The sequence below is a fragment of the Pedobacter ghigonis genome, assembly GCF_903166585.1.
Lineage (GTDB): Bacteria > Bacteroidota > Bacteroidia > Sphingobacteriales > Sphingobacteriaceae > Pedobacter > Pedobacter ghigonis.
Genome location: NZ_CAESCM010000001.1, coordinates 175,470 through 192,504, shown reverse-complemented (window position 1 = coordinate 192,504; position 17,035 = coordinate 175,470). Strand labels below are relative to the sequence as shown.

12 protein-coding genes are annotated in these 17,035 nt (G+C 40.2%); 10 read left to right on the top strand and 2 right to left on the bottom strand.

Features of this window, described 5'->3' with window-relative positions; translation table 11 throughout:
• Positions 1-329: 329 nt before the first annotated feature.
• Together HWV58_RS00865 and HWV58_RS00860 are read left to right on the top strand one after the other, a co-directional pair.
• A complete protein-coding gene (locus tag HWV58_RS00865) occupies positions 330-1,304 on the top strand; it encodes a 3-keto-disaccharide hydrolase (RefSeq protein ID WP_175632245.1) in 975 nt (324 codons plus the stop codon).
• 607 nt (positions 1,305-1,911) lie between these two features.
• On the top strand, positions 1,912-3,108 hold the full coding sequence (locus HWV58_RS00860) for an ATP-binding protein (protein WP_175632244.1): 1,197 nt from the start codon (positions 1,912-1,914) through the stop codon (positions 3,106-3,108).
• 283 nt (positions 3,109-3,391) lie between these two features.
• Here HWV58_RS00860 and HWV58_RS00855 read toward each other — a convergent pair whose 3' ends face one another.
• Together HWV58_RS00855 and HWV58_RS00850 are read right to left on the bottom strand one after the other, a co-directional pair.
• Positions 3,392-4,963 carry a PepSY-associated TM helix domain-containing protein gene (locus HWV58_RS00855; protein ID WP_175632243.1) on the bottom strand — a complete coding sequence of 524 codons (1,572 nt, stop codon included), beginning with the start codon at positions 4,961-4,963 and terminating at the stop codon, positions 3,392-3,394.
• A gap of 202 nt (positions 4,964-5,165) precedes the next feature.
• Positions 5,166-7,202: a beta-N-acetylhexosaminidase gene (locus tag HWV58_RS00850; RefSeq protein ID WP_217706922.1), complete on the bottom strand. Its 2,037-nt coding sequence runs from the start codon at positions 7,200-7,202 to the stop codon at positions 5,166-5,168.
• A 443-nt stretch (positions 7,203-7,645) separates the two neighbouring features.
• Between HWV58_RS00850 and mraZ the strand changes: the two genes are divergently transcribed.
• The 8 genes from mraZ to HWV58_RS00810 all read left to right on the top strand — a co-directional run bounded on the left by mraZ (position 7,646) and on the right by HWV58_RS00810 (position 17,021).
• Positions 7,646-8,113 (top strand): division/cell wall cluster transcriptional repressor MraZ, encoded by a 468-nt coding sequence (gene mraZ / locus HWV58_RS00845; RefSeq protein ID WP_124560861.1) that lies wholly within the window; start codon positions 7,646-7,648, stop codon positions 8,111-8,113.
• Positions 8,103-9,008, top strand: coding sequence for a 16S rRNA (cytosine(1402)-N(4))-methyltransferase RsmH (gene rsmH / locus HWV58_RS00840; protein WP_175632242.1), 906 nt, complete (start codon positions 8,103-8,105; stop codon positions 9,006-9,008). Before mraZ ends, rsmH begins: the two co-directional genes overlap by 11 nt.
• Entirely contained in the window at positions 9,005-9,427 is a 423-nt protein-coding gene (locus tag HWV58_RS00835) for an FtsL-like putative cell division protein (RefSeq protein WP_039473423.1), read from the top strand. The genes rsmH and HWV58_RS00835 overlap by 4 nt, the downstream gene beginning before the upstream one ends.
• Complete coding sequence (locus HWV58_RS00830; protein WP_175632241.1) at positions 9,417-11,519, top strand: penicillin-binding protein; 2,103 nt, start codon at positions 9,417-9,419, stop codon at positions 11,517-11,519. Before HWV58_RS00835 ends, HWV58_RS00830 begins: the two co-directional genes overlap by 11 nt.
• A 61-nt stretch (positions 11,520-11,580) precedes the next feature.
• On the top strand, positions 11,581-13,038 hold the full coding sequence (locus HWV58_RS00825) for a UDP-N-acetylmuramoyl-L-alanyl-D-glutamate--2,6-diaminopimelate ligase (RefSeq protein ID WP_175632240.1): 1,458 nt from the start codon (positions 11,581-11,583) through the stop codon (positions 13,036-13,038).
• Positions 13,038-14,285: a phospho-N-acetylmuramoyl-pentapeptide-transferase gene (gene mraY / locus HWV58_RS00820; RefSeq protein WP_175632239.1), complete on the top strand. Its 1,248-nt coding sequence runs from the start codon at positions 13,038-13,040 to the stop codon at positions 14,283-14,285. Before HWV58_RS00825 ends, mraY begins: the two co-directional genes overlap by 1 nt.
• A gap of 144 nt (positions 14,286-14,429) precedes the next feature.
• A complete protein-coding gene (murD, locus tag HWV58_RS00815) occupies positions 14,430-15,818 on the top strand; it encodes a UDP-N-acetylmuramoyl-L-alanine--D-glutamate ligase (RefSeq protein ID WP_235972606.1) in 1,389 nt (462 codons plus the stop codon).
• Positions 15,819-15,833: 15 nt separating this feature from the next.
• On the top strand, positions 15,834-17,021 hold the full coding sequence (locus HWV58_RS00810) for an FtsW/RodA/SpoVE family cell cycle protein (RefSeq protein ID WP_175632238.1): 1,188 nt from the start codon (positions 15,834-15,836) through the stop codon (positions 17,019-17,021).
• Positions 17,022-17,035: the final 14 nt, after the last annotated feature.

The following is a 17,035-nucleotide window of genomic DNA, read 5'->3' as shown; positions in this document are numbered from 1 at the left end:
TTGGTTTAAGTCTTTGTTTTGAGTGTTATTAAGGGGTTGATATGGTACTTGTTTGTTGTTTGTTAGGGATGACGATATTTAATTTGGTTAGTGTAAATTAGTAAAAAACCCGATACAATGTAACAAAACTGAAAAATTTATTTTTAATACACTTTGGTATCGTTTTTATCAACCTCTGTTGAGATCGACTTTTATTGCGTTGATAGGCTCAAACATGAGGGAACTTGCGCGTAAAAGAAATAAGTTCTACCTTACTTAAATTATCTTAATACAAAACAAATAGCAGTCTCAAATTAAAACACGTACTGCTTAATAAATGAATTATACTTATGAGAAAAAAAATCTGTTTGTTTGGTTTAGGCTGCCTCTTGATTGCAGGTTTACCAGAAGAAACATTTGCTTCAACATCGACTAAAGCCAGCTACAATAATCTCGCTGCTGAACCTGCTGCACTGATTGGTCGCTGGGACATAACCGTTGATCAGAATGGCAAGCCCGCACCAGCCTGGCTGGAAGTAAAACTATCAGGCTATAAAACACTGGTAGGCTATTTCGTTTCTACCGCTGGTAGCGCACGTCCGGTAGCGGAAGTTAAGTTTGATGGCAAAATGTTCAGGTTCGAAATTCCACCACAATGGGAGAGCGGTACGTCGAATTTAATTATGGAAGGAGAATTAACCGATACCGGAATTAAGGGAACAATGACCGAATGCAACGGCGCAAAATATAGCTGGAAAGGTGTTAAAGCGCCTTACCTGAAAAGAGCTGCTGCGCCTGCTTGGGGCAAGGCAGTAAATCTGTTCAATGGTAAAGATTTAACCGGATGGAAAGCGAGCGGACAAAACCAGTGGGTAGTAAAAGATGGCATTTTAACCAGTCCGAAAGCAGGCTCCAACCTGATTACCGAACAGAAATACAATGATTTTAAGCTTCATGTCGAATTCAGATATCCTAAAGGTGGAAACAGCGGTGTGTATTTGAGGGGACGTTATGAAGTGCAGATTGAAGATAGTAAGCAAGATGCGCATCCAAACAGCGTATTGTTCGGCGGCGTTTATGGCTTTTTAACGGCTAACGAAATGGTTACATTAGGCCCTGACGTATGGCAGAGTTACGATATCACCCTGGTGGGACGTTTGGTTACCGTAGTAGCTAATGGTAAAACTATCATAAGTAATCAGGAAATTCCGGGCATTACTGGTGGTGCATTAGATAGTAACGAAGCAGAACCCGGACCAATTTACCTGCAGGGCGACCACATGCCAATTGAATATCGCAAAATCGTGATTACACCAGCAAAATAATTATCTAAATCTCATAATGTCAGATGATAATATCTGACATTATGAACCTTCAATAACAACATAATAAATTACTTCATCTAGTTTTGTTGTTAAATCCAAAAAGGAAAGCATCCATACGCATTATCATAGATATGTTTCAACTGAAAATAACCTTATCTATGGTGCTAAAAAGTTAGCAAAATGTAATATTGAGATGATTCATTAGAAGTAAAGATGTATTCATAAATCTTTCAAAGTGTACAGTTTTCTTTTTAGAGATTATTATTTCACTTTGCTTTAGGAGCAGAGAATTTAACATAGGTAGAAGCATTTCAATGGTTTTCTGATCAATATTCGCTGCAATTCTAGAAAGTTTGCGGAAGCCAAACGGAAAGGCATGAGTAAAACTAGACTTTGGGATGAGTTGCGCAAGAGTTATTGGGGAAAAACAGAAAAGGCAAATGCCTTGAGTACTGAAAACAGCAGGAAATAAGCTTTGTGCGGTGATGTGAAATAAATAAATGACTGCAATTTAAAATGAACGATTCTTAAATTATAGAACTAACTCTGTTAAATTGCTAGTTTTTTGCAGCAAAATTTTTTATTTTTGCTGTAAATAAATAGCAAAATGGAGAATCTTCAAATCAAGTCCAACGTAGTCATCACTGAGCAATCTATGGATATCATACGTCCTTTGGCAAAATCAATTGACTGGAATGATAGATTAATAGCCGTTTTAGGAGCCAGGGGGACGGGAAAGACGACTTTGTTATTGCAAAGACTTAAGGCTGAATACGGAACCAGTAAAGAAGCCCTATATATAACAATGGATGATATCTATTTTACTGGACACCTTCTTTCTGACCTTGCGATGCAATTCAGACAACAAGGTGGGAAAATATTATTTATCGATGAAGTACATAAATACCCTAACTGGGCCCGAGAAATTAAAAACATTTATGACTTTTATAAGGATCTTAAAATTGTGTTCACTGGATCTTCTATCATAGATATTAATCGCCAAAATGCTGACTTAAGCAGACGTGCGGTGCAGTATGAAATGAACGGCTTATCATATAGGGAATATTTACAGTTCATTGGGGTTGGAGAATTTGACACATTTAACTTAGAGGATATTTTGGAACACCATGTAGAAATTGCTAATTCCTTGAGCTTAAAATTCAAGCCACTGCAATATTTTAATGAATATCTGCGGCATGGATATTATCCGTTTTTCGTCGAAAACATCAATACTTATGCCATACGTGTAGAACGTGTAGTACGTTTAATCATCGAAGAGGATCTTCAGTTTGTGGCAGGTTTTAATCCGCATCATTCCAGAAAAATCTATCAGTTGATGTCTATTCTAGCTACTAATGTCCCGTTCAAACCCAATATCACTAAATTGAGTGAGAAAACTGGAATCCACAGAAACATGATTGTCGAATACTTGTACTATCTTAATAATGCCAGATTAATTAATTCTCTTGCTGCAAATGGAAAAAGTATTAGTATCCTGCAAAAACCTGATAAGATATTTTTGGAAAATACCAATTTGCTTTTCGCACTTGCTCCTGACAATGTTGATACAGGATCACTGAGAGAGTCATTCTTTATGAACCAGCTTAGTAATACTGAACATAATATTAGTTTACCGTTAAAAGGAGATTTTTTAGTGGACGACACTTACACTTTTGAGGTGGGGGGGGCAGGTAAAGCCAATAAACAGATTGAGGGCATTAATAAGGCCTATCTGGCATTGGATAACCTTGAGAGTGGGATTAATAATAAAATTCCACTTTGGCTGTTTGGCTTTTTATACTAAATCCAGTTGAAAGACAAGGCATGATACCAGCATGGAGCTTCATCAGCGGTTATAGCGCTATGGCAGTTGTGTTAACTGAATAATTTATCGATCCCGGTAGCGGAAACAACGTAAATATTTCATTTCAGCATATCAGTATTTCGATCTTAACTGGCTCGCGGACGTGGAGGTGGTGTTGCAGTCAAATCGATTGACATTTCTCTCTCAACCATTGCTGATCGGGATAGTCTATGTGTCTTTAGATGCTACCACCTGTTGTCCAGATCTAAAAGAATCCATCACTTTAGAATATCTCTAAACCCGTATTGAGTAAGATCATGTATACCGTTAAGTAACAAACCAAAAACGCAGCCGATAAGGCAAAATAGCGGGTTACCCTGTGGCTTCCTTTCTTAAAAGGTAATAAAAACAAGAGATTGAAAAGCTCTGCCAGTAGCGAGCATATAAAATTAATGCATACCATTACCGCACTAAAGGCTACCACAAAGATAGCGGGCTGGATGATAATGCCCGATGGTAAGCCGTACAGTGCACCCATGATAAAACTTACCAAAAGAATAACAGCTGCGTATTTAATACCCGATTTAAACTGTAACAGAAAATACCGTCCTAATTTTGGACGAGGGCTTTTCTCTATCGCTGATTTTTCCTCTTGTTCACTAACGGGTGCACTGACCTGTTCATCTTGCAGTGCTTCTTTAAGCTTTCGCTTCTTACCTCTTTTTTGTTTTTTGTAGCGGGGCCACCAGATGATAAAGCCCGTTATGAAAAGTGCCAGAGGCATCAATCCGGCAACAATAGCAATAACCTGCGTTGGGCGGCCACCGAAACTGCCGTAATGGATTGGTGTTAGCCAGCTGAGGTAAGCATTGCCAACATTGGGGAAATCGCTGCGGCTATTTAGTAAAGTTTTGGCAGTGTACTGATCAACAACCAGCATTTCCCTCTTGCCAACTTTGGGTAGGTTTCCGCTTAGCATGTCCAAACGGTAAGTCCCGGTTTTATCGGCAGGAAAGGCAATTCCGCCAATATAGGCATTGGGCATTTTTTGTTTGGCTGCTGCTGTAATCGCATGGAGAGGCAGGGGTACAGCAGCAGCATGCCAGGCCGATTTCGCTCCTAATAACTGGGCAACGCCTTGAGGCGATTTTCCGCTCAATAAAAAAAGGAATGGAATGACCAGGGTAGAAAAGGTAATGCAAAAACCCGTTAGACTTAGTATGGCGACAATAGGTGAGGAGTAAAAACCCAGTGAATTGTGCCAGTCGTAATTTTGGCGTTTAAACGAACCGCTAAACTTAACAGTGAGTACTGTTTTAAGTTGTTTCCATTTCTTTGGGATCCATAAACGTAAACCCGAAATGGTTAAAAGTAAAAGACATAGAGAGGCCAGGCCGCAAATGTAGCGTCCGGCAACTGGAATTAACAAGGTTCGGTGCAGCTCGGTAACTACGTGGATAAAAGAACTGGTGTGTATTCTTTTACCACTTGTTTTTCCGGTATATGGATTAATAAAGGTTTCTTCGCCACTTTTTAAATTCAAAACGCTGTAAGCTTCATTGGGATTTTTGAAGTTATTCAGCATCAGGTAGTCGATTTTTAGCCCAGGGTAGTTCTTTTTAATGAGCGGCACAATCTCTTCAACCGGCATTTTTTGCTTTTGCGCAACCACCTCAAACAGCTTAGGATTTAGCGCCCGGTCAATCTCATCCTGAAAAACAAGGATACTCCCGGTAACACCTACGAAAGCCACTATTGCACCCGCAATAATACCCAAATAAAGGTGCCATTTGCCGAACCATCTCTTTTGGTGCTTTGCCCAACTGATTTTTTTAGAATTGCCTGCTGATTTCATTTAACGGAGATATACCCTTGATAGGGAACGTATTTCAGAATTTGTTTGTGCTACAAAGAAATAGTTTTAATCCCGTTTATGCAAATTATTTTTAATAAGTCTAAATAAGTAAAGTTCGAATTTGGCTATCAGACAAAATTAGGATATGATTTTAAAATCTAATATGTGCACGGATTCATGCACATATTAGATGTAGGGTATATTATTTAGTTTCGGCTACATTTAACCGGTCAAAAGGGCTTAGGTTGTAAGTGAAGTTACCATTGCTGTCGGTGCCACCAATGCCTTTAACTTCTGCTTTTAGTTCATACTTTGCATTGGGCTTGTAGTGATCGAGCTGCAGGTGGTATAAAAAGCTTTTAACCTTATGCGTACCTCTGAATTTATCTGCAATACCTGTATGTTCATCACTGGCAATTACTTTTCCGTTTTCGAGCAGTTCTACTTTTTTGATTTCCATAAAATTAGCACCTTTGGTATAAAAGAATCCTGCAGTAATGCGGCCGTTGGCATAAGTCTTTTTGGTTACATCCCAGCTAAGCGTCCGAAATTCGTTGCCAATTGCTTTGGCTTCCCAGCTTCCCGAAATGTAGCCTCCAGGTTTGTAATAATCTATTTTGAGCAGGTCAAGTCGTTTAAGGTTTTCCGATAAACGCATTTTAAACCCAGTCATATCTCTGTTTCCTTTAGGTATCCAGCCTGTTTCGGCCAATGCCAGTAAACGTGGGAAATTCTGCACGTTCATGTCTTTCAGGTCCTGGGTTATCGCTGTCCATTGGTTGGCCTGTACACCTAAAATAAATTTCCCTTCTTCCTGGCTTAAGCCGGTTTCAGGTTCGTAGTTGTATATTTTTTCCAGCGTATTGATGTTGCCATAAGCCAGATCGCTCATGGTGCCATCGTTGCGGTCGGCCTGGGTAATATCGAAATAGAAAGGATCAGTAGGGGTGGCAACCACATAAAATCCGTTTTTTGCAGCATCGGCTATGGCTTCGTCACCAAGCCACGACATAATTGCTGTTTCTTTGGTGAGGTTTTGGGCATCACTTAAAATATCGTTCCAACCAATTGGTTTTTTGCCTTTACTTTTAATAATGGTTGAGATCCGCTTCACAAAATAGCTCTGCAATTCGTTGGTGTTTTTTAGCGATTTGGCTTTCATAAATTCCTGTACGTGCGGTTCTTTTTCCCAAAGCACATGTCTTACCTCGTCGCCACCGAAATGGATGTAATCTGCCGGAAAAAGATCAGCCAGTTCGGTAAATACGTTACTTAAGAATTCGTAAACCTTTTCTTTGGTTGGATCGAGGGTATTTGGGGTAAACTGGTTGCCCCAGTACGACCACGAATCCAGGAATGGAAAAATAAAATCCGGTTTGCGGTTCTGGTTTACACCCAGTTCGGGGTAAGCCAGTACGGTAGGCCAGGAGTGGCCGGGTACATCAATTTCAGGAATGATGGTAATGTTGCGTTGAGCTGCATATTTAACTAAATCGCGAATCTGATCCTGTGTATAAAAACCACTTCTTTCTGCGGGTTGGTTGGTGCTTTTATCAAATATGGTAGTTTTCGTACCGGTAAGCAGGGGATATTTTTTAATTTCTATCCGCCAGCCCTGATCGTCGGTTAAGTGCAGGTGCAATACATTTAATTTATACAATGCCATTACATCCATATATTTCTTCATCACATCAACACCATAAAAAGTACGGCTAACATCCTGCATATATCCGCGCCAGCCATAACGTGGTTTATCCATAATTTCGCCGCAAGGAATGCTCCACGAAGTTTTTCCGTTTGTTTTGCCTTCAATTTGTGCGGGTAACAATTGCCTGATGGTTTGTGTGGCGTTAAATATCCCTGCACCCGTTTTGGCATAAACCCTGATGGCAGCAGGGGTGATCCTGATCCGGTAACCCTCTTCACCCAAACTATTCAAAGTGTCCGATACCATAAAGAGTACACCTTCACTTTGGTTTTGTAAGGGCAAAGTTTTAGTATTTATGCCGGTACTGCCTGCCAGTAGTGAAACAAACAGGTTTATGGCTGTCTGAGCTTGCTCCTGGTAATAGATAGGGGTGGTTGGTTTAAATTCAAATTTGCCTGCAGATGGCGTAACAGATAACGGTTTAGGAATAACGCCATTTGAGGATAGGTCTTGCGATTTGGTTGTCTGAGAAAAACTGATCGAAGCGCTCAAAGTCAGCGCAAGTATCATTTTTAGGATTTTTGGTTTCATTTTTAGTGTTTATGGGTGAGATTAATCACAAATTAGAGATAAACAGGTGATAAAGAAAATGCAAATAACGCTCAAACGTTTGCGTAATCGTATCGTTATGTAGACTGGTTTGGTGTGTGGGAGATTTTTCCAAAAAAGACACAAAATGAACCACAAAATGAAAGGCTAGCGTGGTTTTATATCCTATAAATGAGCGTATTTAGGATAAAACTTCAAAATATTGGGCAAAAATGGGCGGGCGTGACACTTTTGGATATTTTATTTTTAATCGCCTTATTATCAGTATGTAGTGGCTTTTTGAATATGCCAATCTATATATTCTGGTTATATTGCAGCCTCCAAATTGTAACAAAAACGATGTGGAAAACTTTTTTGTGGTAAAAAGTGGTAAAAAGTGGTAGAACTCTTTACTTTTACACTAGATAAAAAGTGTAGATACCACTATGACCCAACTTTTAGGAGAATTTGATTGTAAACTTGACGCAAAGGGCCGCCTTATGGTGCCTGCTGCGCTTAAGAAACAATTGCCTAATGCTGAGAATGATGGGCTCATAATTAACCGTGGTTTTGAAAAAAATCTGGTAATCTATCCTAAAAATGTTTGGGACGCTGTTGTGGCCGACCTTGCCAAGCTTAATATTTACGATCAGGAAAACCGTGCCTTTGTAAGGGCTTTCACCCGTGGGGCTACCGAGCTTTCGCTTGATGCTGCTGGCCGTGTATTGTTGCCGAAATCTTTGGTAGAGTATGCCGGTATTGGTAGTGATCTGGTTTTGGCTTGCCAGTTAGATCGTATCGAGGTTTGGGATAAAAAATCTTACGAAGATATTTTTGATGATGTGCCGGCCAATTTCGCTAGCCTTGCTCAAAAAGTAATGGGCGATAAGAAAGGAGGTGCTGATGGAGAATAATTACCATGTTCCGGTGATGCTGCAGCCTTGTATTGATGGCTTGAATATTAAACCTGATGGGGTTTATGTGGATGTTACTTTTGGTGGCGGTGGTCATTCGCGCGAGATTTTAAAACATCTTGGTCCGAAAGGAACTTTAATTGCTTTTGATCAGGATCCAGATGCGCAGGCTAATATTCCTGCTGATGATCGCTTTGTGTTTATAGATCAGAATTTCGGGTTTTTGAAAAATAATCTCCGTTTAAAAGGTTTTAGGCAGGTAGATGGTATTCTGGCTGATTTGGGGGTTTCCTCGCATCAGTTTGATGTGCCTGAGCGTGGTTTTTCAATCCGCCATAATGCCGATCTGGATATGCGTATGGATCAGCACCGCAATTTAACTGCTGCTGAAATTCTGAATACCTATACTGAAGATAAGTTGCATAAAATTTTTGGCATTTATGGTGAGGTGAAAAACGCGAAGTCTTTGGCTCGGGCTATAGTTACTGCGCGTTTGGAAAAGTCTTTTACCGATGTTAACAGTTTGAAATCGGCTATATCGGCCTATATTCCTAAAGGAAAGGAAAATAAATACCTGGCGCAGGTTTTTCAGGCTTTGCGTATAGAGGTGAATGCGGAGATACAGGTGCTGGAAGATTTTTTACAGCAGGCGGCCGAGGTGTTAAAGCCAGGTGGTCATTTGGTGGTAATGTCTTATCATTCGCTTGAAGACCGACCGGTTAAAAACTTTATGGCTAAAGGGAAATTTCAGGGAGAGGTGGAGAAAGATTTCTTCGGGAACCAGCAAAAGCCATTTAATGTAATTACACGTAAAGCGATTATTGCCACTGATGAGGAGATTGCCAGGAACAATCGTGCCCGCAGTGCGAAACTAAGAATTGCAGAAAAAATATGAACAGGTTTAGAGAGGAGATAGAAGAAGAGGAAGTTGGACCTGAGCCGGAATTAAAAGCCGCGCCCAAAAAGCCGAAAACCGCTGAGGAGAAAATGGATAGCAACTCCTTCATTAGCAAGCTTTTTAATGATGGATTAGTAAGTAAAGAGGCGGCAACTGATGCTTTGCCTTATTTGTGTTTTTTGGCCTTTCTGGGAATGGTTTACATTGCCAATAGCCACTTTGCGGTAAACAATGTACGCCGCATTGATAAATTGAATAAAGAAGTAAAAGAATTGCGATGGGAGTATAAATCGCTAAAGGCAGATCTGATGTTTAAAAGTAAACTAACAGAGGTTGCCAAAAAGGTTGATACCCTAGGGATAAAAGAACTGATTGAACCACCAAAAAAAATAATTGTTAAAAGCGATGAATATTAGAGCAAACATCTTGCTTCGTGTATATCTGGCATTTGGCTTAATTGTGCTTTTTGCTTTCGCGGTGTTTTTACGCCTCGGTCAGGTGCAGTTTGTACAGGGGAAAAAATGGAAAGCTATGGCAGATAGTCTTTCTACACGTTATGTGAGTGTGGAGGCAACCCGTGGGAATATTTATTCTAATGATGGCAGTTTGCTGGCTACTTCAATTCCGGAGTACGAGCTGCGTATGGATATGTTTGCCGGTGGTATTGCTGAGGATAAGGTATTTAATGAGAAAGTAGATTCGCTGGGTTATAAGTTAGCTCAGATTTTTCAGGATAAAACTGCAAAAGAATATGCCCGTTACCTGCGTAAAGGTCGTCAGGATAGTGCACGTTATTTATTAATTCACCGTAAAGTAGGGTATGCCGATCTTAAAACCATCAGGAGTTTTCCCCTTTATAATATAGGTAAGTTCAGTGGTGGCTTAATTGCTGTGCAACAGAATAAACGTATCCTTCCTTTTCAGGCTCTCGCTGCCCGTACAATTGGTTATAAAAACGAAAATGTGGCTAACGGGGTAGGTTTGGAAGGTGCATATAAAGAATATATCAACGGCGAAACCGGAAAAAGGCTGATGCAGCGTATTGCCGGTGGAGTTTATATTCCTGTGAACGAAGAAGCAGAAGTTGCGCCAAAAGATGGAGCCGATATTATCTCAACCATTGATGTAAATATGCAGGATTTGGCGCAAAGTGCCTTGGAAAAGCAATTAATCAAATCGCAGGCAGATCATGGGACGGTGATTTTAATGGAAGTCGCGACTGGTGAAATCAGGGCGGTAGCCAATTTCTCTAAAGTAGAAGAAGGTGTTTACAAAGAGAAGTTTAATTATGCCATTGCAGGTAACCAGGATCCGGGCTCGACTTTTAAACTGGCTTCTTACATGGCGCTTTTAGAAGATAAGCTGATTGATACCAATACCATGATTGGAACCGGGTATTATCAGATTCCAGGCAAGCTGATTACAGATTCGCACCCGAAAATTGAAACAGTTACTGCAAAAAAAGCATTCGAAACCTCTTCTAATGCTGCAATTGCAAAATTGATCAACATGCATTATGGTAGCGATCCGATAAAATTTACCGATCATTTGTACGATTGGCATCTTAACCAAAAAATGGAGCTACAGATCCCTGGTGAAGCAAGGCCTGTGGTTAAAAATCCTAAAACAAATAAAAGCTGGAACAAAAACATGACCCTTCCTCAAATGGCGTATGGTTATGAAATGCAGTTAACGCCATTGAAAATGCTTACCCTTTATAACGCGGTGGCTAATAATGGTAAAATGGTACAACCGATTTTCGTGAAAGAGATTAGAAGACTGGGTAACCCGATTGAGCAGTTTAAAGCCAGGGTAATCAATGAGAAAATCTGTTCGGATGTTACGCTGAGTAAAGTAAAGAAAATGCTTGAGGGTGTGGTAACCGAAGGTAGCGGAAAGCAAGTGGTTTATAATCCTTTATATCCGATTGCTGGTAAAACAGGTACTGCTCAGGTTGCTGATGCAAATAAAGGATATAAGGCCAATAAGCAATACCAGGCTTCTTTTGTGGGATATTTTCCGGCTGATAAGCCTAAATATTCTTTAATCGTGGTAATCAACGATCCAAAAGGAGCTTATTACGGCGCTACGGTTTCGGGACCAGTGTTCAGGGAAATTTCTGACCGCATTTATGCCAGCGATATGCAGATGTATAATGATGTGCCAACGCGTTTAGTGGGTAACACGGGTACGCCGCCTACAAAAGCTGGTCAAAGCAAGGCTACGCAAAAAGTATATAAGGCATTCGGATTTAAACCGCTTTTTGCGTCAAAATCTGAATACTATAACATAATTGATACCAGTGCAGGAACCATTTTCCAGGAAAACAACGAACGTAAAGGTATTATGCCAAACGTAGCTGGAATGGGACTTAAAGATGCCTTGTATTTATTGGGAAATGCAGGTTTAAAAACCAAAGTTTTTGGCTCAGGCAAGGTAACCGCTCAGTCGATAGCTGCAGGTACCAAAATTGGTAAGGGAATAGGGGTACAGATAGAATTGAATTAAGGTGGAAGGTTGAAAGATTTGAGGTCTTGATACTTATTACTTGATACTAACAATAAATAAAATGCAATTACAAGATTTACTTTACGGTGTAACGATTAAAGAATTGGTTGGCAAAACCGATAGGGAAATCAATGCGCTGAATTTCGATTCGCGTAAGGTAGGTAAGGATGATGTTTTCTTTGCGGTAGTAGGAACATTGGCCGATGGACATCAGTTTATCGATCAAACTATTGCGCAGGGGGCTACGGTGGTTGTTTGTGAAAACCTGCCCGAAAATCCAGATGCAGAAGTCAGCTACATTAAAGTAGAAAATACTTCGGTGGCTTTGGGTATTATGGCCGGTAATTATTTTGGTAATCCTTCGGCCGATTTAAAACTGATTGGTATTACCGGTACAAACGGGAAAACAACCATTGCTACAATTTTATTCAAGTTATTTAAAGCCTTGGGTTATAAAACAGGCCTAATATCAACGGTAGAAAATTACATTAACGATACCGTGGTAGCGGCTACGCATACTACGCCAAATCCGATTGCGCTAAATCAGCTTTTAAGGGATATGGTAAATTCAGGCTGTGATTATTGTTTTATGGAAGTAAGCTCGCACGCAGTTGCACAGCACCGGATTGAAGGCTTGAGTTTTGCAGGTGGCGTATTTTCGAACATCACACACGATCACTTAGACTTTCACAAAACTTTTGATAGTTACCTGAAAGCTAAAAAAGCATTCTTTGATGGCTTGCCTAAATCTGCTTTTGCACTAACCAATACCGACGATAAAAATGGTATGGTGATGTTGCAAAATACCAAAGCACATAAAAAAACTTATGCGCTTAAGCAGCTAGCAGATTTTAAAGCCAAGATTATCGAAAACCAGTTCAGCGGTTTGCACCTGGATATCGATAACGAAGATGTTTATTTTAAACTAGTAGGTTCATTTAATGCCTATAACTTGTTAGCGGTATATGGTACAGCTATTTTGTTAGAGCAGGATAAATTAAAGGTATTAACACTTCTAAGCACTTTGTCTGGAGCCGAAGGTCGTTTCGATTATATCACCTCGCCAGATAAAATTATCGGGATTGTAGATTATGCGCATACGCCCGATGCTGTTCAGAATGTGTTGAGCACCATTGCCAATATTCGCAAAGGAACCGAACAGGTAATTACGGTGATTGGATGTGGTGGCGACCGGGATAAAACCAAGCGTCCGGTTATGGCCCAGGTGGCTTGTGACTGGAGCGATAAAGTAATCCTGACTTCTGATAACCCGCGTACTGAAGATCCGCAAACGATTATCACTGAGATGGAAGCTGGGGTTTCGCCGACCAATAAACGTAAAACCTTATCCATTTTGGATAGAAAAGAAGCAATTAAAACTGCTTGTCATTTGGCTCAGCCCGGCGACATCATTTTGATTGCAGGAAAAGGACATGAAAAATACCAGGAGATTAATGGTGTGAGAAATCATTTTGATGATAAAGAGATTTTACTTGAACAATTAAACCCGATCAGCTAATGTTATATTTATTATTCGAATACCTGCATAAGCATTACGACATTCCTGGATTGAGGCTGTTTCAGTACATCACTTTCCGTGCTTCTGTATCAATTATTCTGTCGTTAATTATCACTACGGTATATGGCCGCAGGTTAATCGATTATCTGCAGAAAAAACAGGTTGGCGAAACGGTAAGAAATTTAGGCTTGGAAGGCCAGATGCAGAAACAGGGTACGCCGACCATGGGGGGTATCATCATTTTGCTGGGTATTTTAATTCCAACATTGCTTTTTGCCAATATTTCCAATATCTACGTTATCCTGATGATCATTACCACCATCTGGATGGGCGCAATTGGTTTTCTGGACGATTATATCAAGGTTTTCAAAAAGAATAAGGAAGGTTTGGCCGGCCGTTTTAAAGTTGTAGGTCAGGTTGGATTGGGTTTGATTGTAGGCACAACGATGTATTTCCACCCGAATATTGTGGTGAGGGAAACCGTTCAGGATAATGTTAAAAATACTTCATCTGTACCAATGGTGTTGCGCCAGAAAGGTGAAACTTTTTATTATACACAGGATGTAAAATCGACTAAAACCAATATGCCTTTTTATAAGAACAATGAGTTCGATTATGCAAAGGTGCTTAAGTTTTTAGGTGGTGATTATCAGAAATATGCTTTTATCATTTTTCTGGCCTTTACAGTATTTATTATCACTGCAGTTTCAAACGGGGCAAACATTACCGATGGTATCGATGGTCTGGCAACAGGAACATCAGCGGTAATCGGTATTACGCTGGGTATTCTGGCTTATGTTTCGGGTAATACCATCATGGCTGATTACCTGAACATTATGTACATCCCAAATTCCGCTGAGCTGATGATTTTTGCCGGGGCGTTTGTGGGGGCATGTGTTGGTTTCCTTTGGTACAACTCTTATCCGGCTCAGATTTTTATGGGCGATACCGGCAGTTTGGCTATTGGCGGTATTATCGCAGCTTTCGCATTGATGATCCGTAAAGAGCTTTTGATCCCGATTTTATGCGGAGTATTCCTGGTAGAGCTGGTATCGGTAATTATGCAGGTTTCCTACTTCAAATACACCAAAAAGAAATTTGGAGAAGGGCGACGGATTTTCCTGATGTCACCTTTACATCACCACTATCAGAAAAAGGGATATCATGAAGCAAAGATTGTTACCCGCTTCTGGATTATTGGAATTATGCTTGCCATTATGACCATCGTAACCTTGAAGTTGAGGTAGAAAAAGCTTAAAGCTATAAGCGATAATAACATAAAAAACCTAGATGCGCTTATAGGGCTGTTAATAGAGAAAAAAAATATAAAAAAGGTAGTAAAGTAAGGATTATGTCTTGATATGCTACCAGATACCAAAAAAGATAAAAGAATGAGCACAAGTAATATCACATCAAGCAATACTAAGTCAGCAATGACCGGGCAGGGCCGTGTGGTTATTCTTGGCGCCGGCGAAAGTGGAGTTGGCGCAGCAAAATTAGCGCAAGCCAAAGGCTTCGACGTATTTGTTTCCGACTACGGGGTAATTACTGATAAATATAAAGCGGCTTTAGAAAAGCTTGGTGTGCCCTTTGAATCAGAAAAGCACACGGAGGAACTGATCCTAAGTGCTTCTGAAGTAATTAAAAGTCCAGGCATTCCGCCAAGTGCCCCAATTATTAAAAAACTGGTGGCTAAAGGAATTCCGGTGATTTCGGAAATTGAGTTTGCCAAACGCTATACGGATGCTAAAACTATTTGTATTACAGGCTCGAACGGAAAATCGACTACCAGTTTATTAACCTATCACATTTTAAAAAATGCAGGTTTAAATGTAGGGCTGGCGGGCAATATCGGGCAAAGCTTTGCTGCTCAGGTAGCTGACGAAGAGTATGAATACTATGTTTTAGAGATCTCGAGCTTCATGCTCGATGATATGTTTGAATTTAAGGCAGATATCGCTGTTTTATTGAATATCACTCCCGATCATTTAGATCGCTACGATTATAAACTGGAGAACTATGCGGCATCGAAAATGCGCATTATCCAGAACCAGACAGCTGACGATGTTTTCATTTACTGTGCTGATGATGAGGAAAGCTTAAAAGCTATGGCTATTGCCAAACCTCTTGCCAAAACCTATCCTTTTTCGATTGTTAAAGCAGTTGAAACAGGCGCTTATTTAGACGAAACAACTATACATATCCTTACTGAACCAAATAATCAATTAACCATGTCTATTTCAGATTTAGCCTTACAAGGCAAGCACAACGTTTATAATTCTATGGCTTCTGGCATAGTAGCTAAAGTTTTAGAATTAAGGAATGATTCTATCCGCGAAAGCATGGGTAATTTCAAAAACATTGAACATCGCTTAGAGCATGTAGCCAAAATTTCTGGAATTGATTTTATCAACGATAGTAAAGCCACCAATGTAAACTCTACCTGGTATGCCTTAGAAAGCATGACCAGCGATGTAGTGCTGATTATGGGTGGTGTTGATAAAGGGAACGATTATAACATGCTTAAAGATTTGGTAAAAAGTAAAGTTAAGGCTATAGTTTGCTTGGGTAAGGACAACAAGCGTATCCATGATGCTTTCGAAGACGACGTAGAAGTAATTGTAAATACATTTTCGGCTGATGAGGCTGCTCAGATTGCTTTTCACCTAGCCAAGCGCGGCGACACCGTTTTGCTTTCACCAGCTTGTGCAAGTTTCGATTTATTTAAAAATTATGAAGACCGCGGTAACCAGTTTAAAGCGGCAGTTAGAGAATTATAATAGGAGGCTCAATATATGTTGCAGGCACTACTTAATAAAACAAAAGGCGACAGATGGATCTGGTTGATCATCATCCTGCTTTCGCTTATATCCGTAATGGCGGTGTACAGTGCAACAGGAACTTTAGCTTATAAAAAGGGCGAAGCCGTAGAGAAGCTTTTGTTAACCAAACACCTGATTTTTGTATTAATGGGTATTGGTATGATTTACATTGCCCACTTGCTCGATTACCGCTACTATGCAGGTATTTCGAAGGTGCTGATGATTGTAACCATCCCCTTGCTGTTTTATACATTGATATTCGGAACCAACTTAAACGATGCATCACGTTGGGTAAAAATACCGGTAATAGGGTTAACGTTTCAAACTTCCGATTTGGCCAAGCTTGCATTGATTACATTTTTGGCGCGGATGCTCACCAAAAAACAAGAGAATATTAAAGACGTAAAGGAATCATTTATACCAATTATGGGTTCGGTTTGTGTGGTGTTTGTTTTAATTGCACTGGCAAACCTCTCGACAGCTTTAATGCTGTTTGGTGTAAGTATTTTGCTGCTAATTATCGGAAGGATTAGTATTAAACAGATCGCGATTGTTTGTGCAGGTGGTTTTGTGCTTCTGCTGTTTGTGTTCTTTTTAGGGCCAAGGCGTAAAACATATATGTCGCGTATCAATACGTTTATGCATCCTGAGATGCAGCATTCAGATAAAACTTTCCAGGCAGATCAGGCGAAAATAGCCTTGGCTACTGGTGGTGTTTTTGGTAAAGGACCAGGTAATAGTACACAGCGCAACTTCCTGCCACACCCGTATTCTGATTTTATTTTCGCCATTATTATTGAAGAATGGGGGACACTGGGAGGAATTGTTATTATGATACTATACCTGGTACTTTTATACCGATGTATCAAGATCGTAACGCGGGCACCCAAGGCATTTGGGGCACTGCTGGCGGCGGGACTAAGCTTTAGTCTCACCATCCAGGCCTTTGCCAATATGGCCGTAGCAGTTGGTTTAGGTCCGGTAACCGGGGTTCCGCTTCCACTGGTAAGTATGGGAGGTACCTCAATGATTTTTACCAGTGTGGCTTTTGGCATTATTTTGAGTGTAAGCCGCGATGTGGAAGAAAATGCAAAAGTAACTTCGAAAGAAGAAAAAATAAATAATAAAATAATCGTTGGAGAGATTCCTGCGATAGCTTAGTGAGGTTGAAGGTA